This is a genomic window from Kitasatospora sp. NPDC007106 (assembly GCF_040634455.1).
Taxonomy (GTDB): domain Bacteria; phylum Actinomycetota; class Actinomycetes; order Streptomycetales; family Streptomycetaceae; genus Kitasatospora; species Kitasatospora arboriphila.
In genome coordinates this window covers 1-4790 of sequence record NZ_JBEYFP010000457.1, presented here as the reverse complement: position 1 = coordinate 4790, position 4790 = coordinate 1, and the positions used below count along the sequence as shown (strand labels likewise).

Below are 4790 nucleotides of genomic sequence, written 5' to 3'. Positions count from 1 at the left end.
GGCCGAGCCCGTCGTCAGACCGCGGCGGGGACGGGGCGGCGGTCCTTGAGGTGGACGCCCAGGGCCACCAGGGCCGTCGCCGCGGCCAGGACGCCCACCGCCGCCGCCAGGGAGCCGACCAGCGCGGCGGCGGCCAGCAGCACGAGCGGGCAGACGAACTCGCCGAGGAAGAAGGCCGCCGTCCACAGACCGGTGCCGCGGCCGCGGTCCGCGTGGTCCAGCAGGGCCATCGCCCGGGTGAGCAGCAGCGGCAGCAGGACGCCGGTGCCGAGGCAGTCGACCACGGCGCCGGCCACCAGCAGCGACGCCCGGTCGGCGACCGCCATCAGCACGAATCCGGCCGCGCAGAGCGCCAGCACCTGCGGCAGGAAACGCTGCGCCCGGGCCGTGAAGCGGGCGAAGCCGGCCGCCCCGGCGACGGTGGCCGCACTGGCCAGTGCGGTCGCCGCGCCGATCACGGCCGGTGCGGTCACCCCCAGGTCGTCCAGCAGGTAGGAGGTCTCCACCGGCACGGTGTAGAACACCACCGCGCCGAACACCGTCAGTCCGCAGGTCGGTGCCAACCGTCGCCAGGGGAAGGGCCGTTCCTCGCCGCCGCCGCCCGGCCCGACCGGCTCCGCCGGAGCGTCCGCGGCAGTGACGGCGGCCTTCGGCGCGGGCCGCAGCACGGTCGCCATCAGCGGCGCCAGCAGCAGGCTCACCGCGTACGCCCAGAACGGCGCCCGCCAGCCGGCCGAGCCGACGGCCCCGCCGATCGCGAAGAACGCGGTGGCGGAGACGGCGGCGCAGATCGTCTGCAGGGCGAGGTAGCGGTCCCGGGTGCGGCCGCTCCAGTAGTCGCCGATCAGGGTGGTGCAGCAGGTCATGATGACGGCCTCGGTGACGCCGACGAGCGCCCGGCTGGCGACGATCGCCCCGAGCGAGTCGAGCCAGAGCGGCGCCGTGCCGACGAACGCGTACGCGACGGTCGCCCCGACCAGCAGCCGGTGCCGGCCGAGCCGGTCGATCAGCACGCCGGCGAACGGGGCGAGCAGGGCGAGCGCCAGCGCGGGGATCGTCAGGGCGACCGGCACCAGCGCGTCGGCGCCGGGGGTGGCGGCGAAGTGGTCCTGGATCCTGGGCAGGACGGGGGCGATGAGGACGGCGCCCAGGATCGGCAGGCAACTGCCGGCCATCAGCAGCACGGCCTTGAGCCGCAGGCCGGGTACGGACGCGGCCGGTGCGTCGGCGACCGCCGGCGCGGGGGCGACTGCCGTGGCGAGGGTGGCGGGCAGGTCGGGGTCGGCGGTCGCCACGGGGGCGTCGGTACTGTCGTCGGGGGCGATGGGGGCGGGCACTTGATCTCCGTTCACGGACGGTGGGGCAGGTGGGGCGCTCGACTGTCGGCGTGGAACGCGCCTACTACTACCAGCAGTTCGTTGCGGCTCCCAGCCCTCGCCCACCCCGTGGGACGGCCCCGCCCCGGCCCGGTGGCGCCCGGTGCGGCCGCTACCAGGGCACGACCTGTCCGAGGTGGTCGACGAAGTGGAGTCCGGGCTTCCCGCGGTGGGCCTCGATCGTGTCCACCACCCCGGGAACGCTCTCCTCCACGCCGAGTTCGGCGTCCGGGCCGCCGAGGTCGGTGCGGACCCAGCCCGGGTCCGTCAGCAGCAGCGTCCGCGGATCGTCCGCGTGCCGGGCGGCGTGACAGCGCATCAGCTGGTTCAGCGCGGACTTGCTCGCCCGGTACAGGTCCTGCCCGCCGTCGGTGTTGAGGGCGATGCTGCCCTGGTCGGAGGACATCACGCCGATCGTCCCGGCCGGGGCGACCAGCGGGCGCAGCCACTCGACGACGCGCATCGGGCCGAGCGCGTTGGTGGCCATCACCTCGGTGAACATCTCCGTCGGGACGTCGCCGATCGGGAGGTCGCCGCGGGTGACGGCGGCGTTGACGAAGAGCAGGTCGAGCGTGCGTCCCGCCAGCCGGTCGCGCAGGGCGGTGATCCCTTCGGGGTCGGTCATCTCCAGCGACTCGACGGCGAGGCGGCCCCCGGACTCCTCGGCCAGGTCGTGCAGGCCGGTGCGCCGGCTGCCGCGGACGGTGCCGATGACGTCCCAGCCGCGGCGCAGGTACTCCGCCGCCAGTTCGAGGCCCAAGGTCCGGGAGGCGCCGACGATCAGGGCGGTCGGGCGGGTGTCGGTCATGTCGTTTCCTGTCGTGCGTGCGGAGCGCCGCCTCGGCGGCGGCTCCGCAGAAGTGGTGACGAATCGTCAGGGTGGGCCGCCGGTCGGGCGGCCGGGCCGTCGTCGGTGCGTCACTGCGCGCCGACGGGCTGTCATGCACCGAGTCTCCGACGGGCCCGACCGGCCGTCCAATACCCTTCGGTCCGCATTGATACCGTCCGGATATGGATCTCGACCTGCGGAAGCTCCGCTACTTCGTCGCGGTGGCCGAACACCGGCACTTCGGCCGGGCCGCGCGGGCCCTGTTCATCGCCCAGCCCGTCCTCAGTCGCCAGATCCGGGTCTTCGAGCGGGAGTTCGGCTGCCCGTTGCTCGAGCGGACCACCCGCAGCGTCGAACTGACCCCGGCCGGGCAGCGGTTGTACGAGGAGGCACGGAGGATCACCGCGGTGGTGGACTCGGCCGTCCGCCGCGTACACGAGGCCGCGCGCGGCGAACAGCGCCTGGTCGTCGCCTTCGCACCGGGCCTGCACGTCTCGCACGCCGTCCGGGCCTTCGCCCGGAGCCGCCCGGAGGTCGCCGTCGACGTCTTCCCGCTGCGCTGGTGGGAGCGGGACGCGCCGCTGCGCGACGGCCGCGTCCACGTCGCGTACCTCCGCCGGCCGTTCGACGACACGGGGCTGCGCACCGTCGCCGTCGACCGGGAGACCAAGGTGGCGTGCCTGCCCGTCACGCATCCACTGGCCGGGCGCCCCGCACTCACCACGGCGGACCTCGACGGCGAGCCCCTCCTCGACGGCAAGGAACGGCGGACGTCCACGCTGGAGGGCAAGTTCGAGCTCATCGCCTCCGGGCAGGGCATCGCGCTCGTCCCCGCGAGTGTCGCCGACTCGTACTCCCGCCCCGACCTCGTCCACCTGCCGGTGACCGACCTCCAGCCGGTCGAGACCTGCCTCGCCGTGCCGCAGGACGACTGCACCGGCCCCGCAGCCGACTTCCTCGACCTCGCCGCCGCCCTCCTGCGCCCCCGCGCGGACGGCGCCGACGCCCCGGCCCCCGCCGCCGACGGGTAAGAGCCGTCTTCCAAGGGCGTGCGAGTGCCTCACGGGGGCGCGTGGGGAGGCACCTTCCGGCCGAAGACCGGGGGAGAACCGCGCAGTCCGGGAGTGGTGCTGCCGACGAGTCCGAGTCGCCCTCGGTCCGCACGGCGGCCCGCATCCGAATGGCGCAGTTCTCCCCCGGCCTTCGCCGGGAGGTATCCCACGCACCCCTGAACCGACCGTTCGAGCGCCCTTCGGGCAAGTCCGGGGCCGGCCCGTCAGCGGTAGGGGACCACCGCCACCGGGCAGGTGACGTGGTGGATCGCCGCATGGGTCACCGGGCCGACGTGGCCGCCGAAGGTCACCCGCCGGTCGTGGCGGCCGACCACCAGCAGGCCGACGTCCTCGCCGACGGCCTCCACCACCGCGAGCGCGGCGCTGCCGGGTACCACGGTCGCCTCCACCTCGACGTCCGGATGCTTGGTGCGCCACGGCTGCAACGCCTCGGTGAGCGCCTGCTCCTCGGCCGACGCCAGGTCCGCGGAGATCGCCGCGATCGCGCCGAAGGCCATGTACTCGCTGCCCGCCGGCGGCCCGGCCGCGTGCAGCACCCGCAGCGACACCCCGCGCTGCGCGGCGGCCCGGAAGGCGAAGTCCAGCACCTCGGGACAGTCGTGGCGGAGGTCCAGGGCGAGGGCGACGGCACTGCGGGCCGGGGCCGGGTCGACCCCGCCGCCGGCCCGGACGAGCACCACCGGGCAGACCGCCCCGGCCAGCACCTCCTGGCTGACCGAGCCGACCAGGAAGCCGCGCAGCGTGCTCAGCCCGCGCGAGCCCAGCACCAGCACGGACGCCTTCTCGCCGGCGGCCTTCAGCACGGCGGCGGGCGCGTCGGGCACCAGCCGCGAGGTGACCGCCACGTCGCCGGCGGACGCCCGTACCGCGGCCTCCTGGTCGGCCAGTTGCTGCCGGACCCAGCGGTCCGCGTCCTCGCCGCCGAGGACGTGGTGCTTGGGCCACGGCCAGGCCTGGACGAGCTCCAGCGGCAGCCCGCGCAGCGCCGCCTCGACGGTCGCCCACCGCAGGGCGGCGATGCTCTCGGCCGAGCCGTCGTAACCGACGACGACGGGTCCGTTCACGGGATCCTCCCGGTGGTGCGATCGTTCGGTGCCGGTACGGCCGGTACGGCCGGGCCGGGCCGGCGGGCACGGCGTGCGGGCACGTCGCGGGCGGCGCCGGGAACGCGCCGCCGGGGTACGCCCGTGCCGCGTGCGCCCCATCGCACCAGTCTCGCGCGATCGGAGACAGGGCCGGACGGCCCTTCCCCGGGCGACGGCCGGGTGAACGCCCGGCCGAGCCCCGGCGAACCGGGCCGACCGGTACGGCCACGGGGTACCTCGGGTCGCCCGGGAGGGCGGACCGGATGCCCCACCGGGGTACCGCGCCGCAGCTGCACGGCAGGGCCCCGACCCGCCGCGGCCGCCCGGCCCCGTTCGGCGGACCGGCCGCCCCCGGCGGACCCGCATCAGAGAGACCGACGCGCCACCCCTCGCATGCCCTGGGCACGAGGGGTTTTTTGTTGCACGC

General features: G+C 75.7%; 4 protein-coding genes. 1 reads left to right on the top strand and 3 read right to left on the bottom strand.

The genetic code is table 11. The features are described 5' to 3' along the window. Positions 1 to 14: 14 nt before the first annotated feature. Together ABZ641_RS25995 and ABZ641_RS25990 are read right to left on the bottom strand one after the other, a co-directional pair. A complete protein-coding gene (locus ABZ641_RS25995; protein ID WP_359985407.1) occupies positions 15 to 1175 on the bottom strand; it encodes an MFS transporter in 1161 nt (386 codons plus the stop codon). A 313-nt stretch (positions 1176 to 1488) separates the two neighbouring features. Then, on the bottom strand, positions 1489 to 2184 hold the full coding sequence (locus ABZ641_RS25990) for an SDR family NAD(P)-dependent oxidoreductase (protein ID WP_359985404.1): 696 nt from the start codon (positions 2182 to 2184) through the stop codon (positions 1489 to 1491). A 203-nt stretch (positions 2185 to 2387) separates the two neighbouring features. Between ABZ641_RS25990 and ABZ641_RS25985 the strand changes: the two genes are divergently transcribed. After that, positions 2388 to 3236, top strand: coding sequence for a LysR family transcriptional regulator (locus tag ABZ641_RS25985; RefSeq protein ID WP_359985401.1), 849 nt, complete (start codon positions 2388 to 2390; stop codon positions 3234 to 3236). A 245-nt stretch (positions 3237 to 3481) separates the two neighbouring features. On the opposite strand, the gene ABZ641_RS25980 is transcribed toward ABZ641_RS25985, so the two are convergent. Further along, the gene (locus ABZ641_RS25980; RefSeq protein WP_344624787.1) at positions 3482 to 4342 is read right to left on the bottom strand and encodes a universal stress protein; all 861 of its coding nucleotides are present in this window, start codon (positions 4340 to 4342) and stop codon (positions 3482 to 3484) included. Positions 4343 to 4790 lie beyond the last annotated feature (448 nt).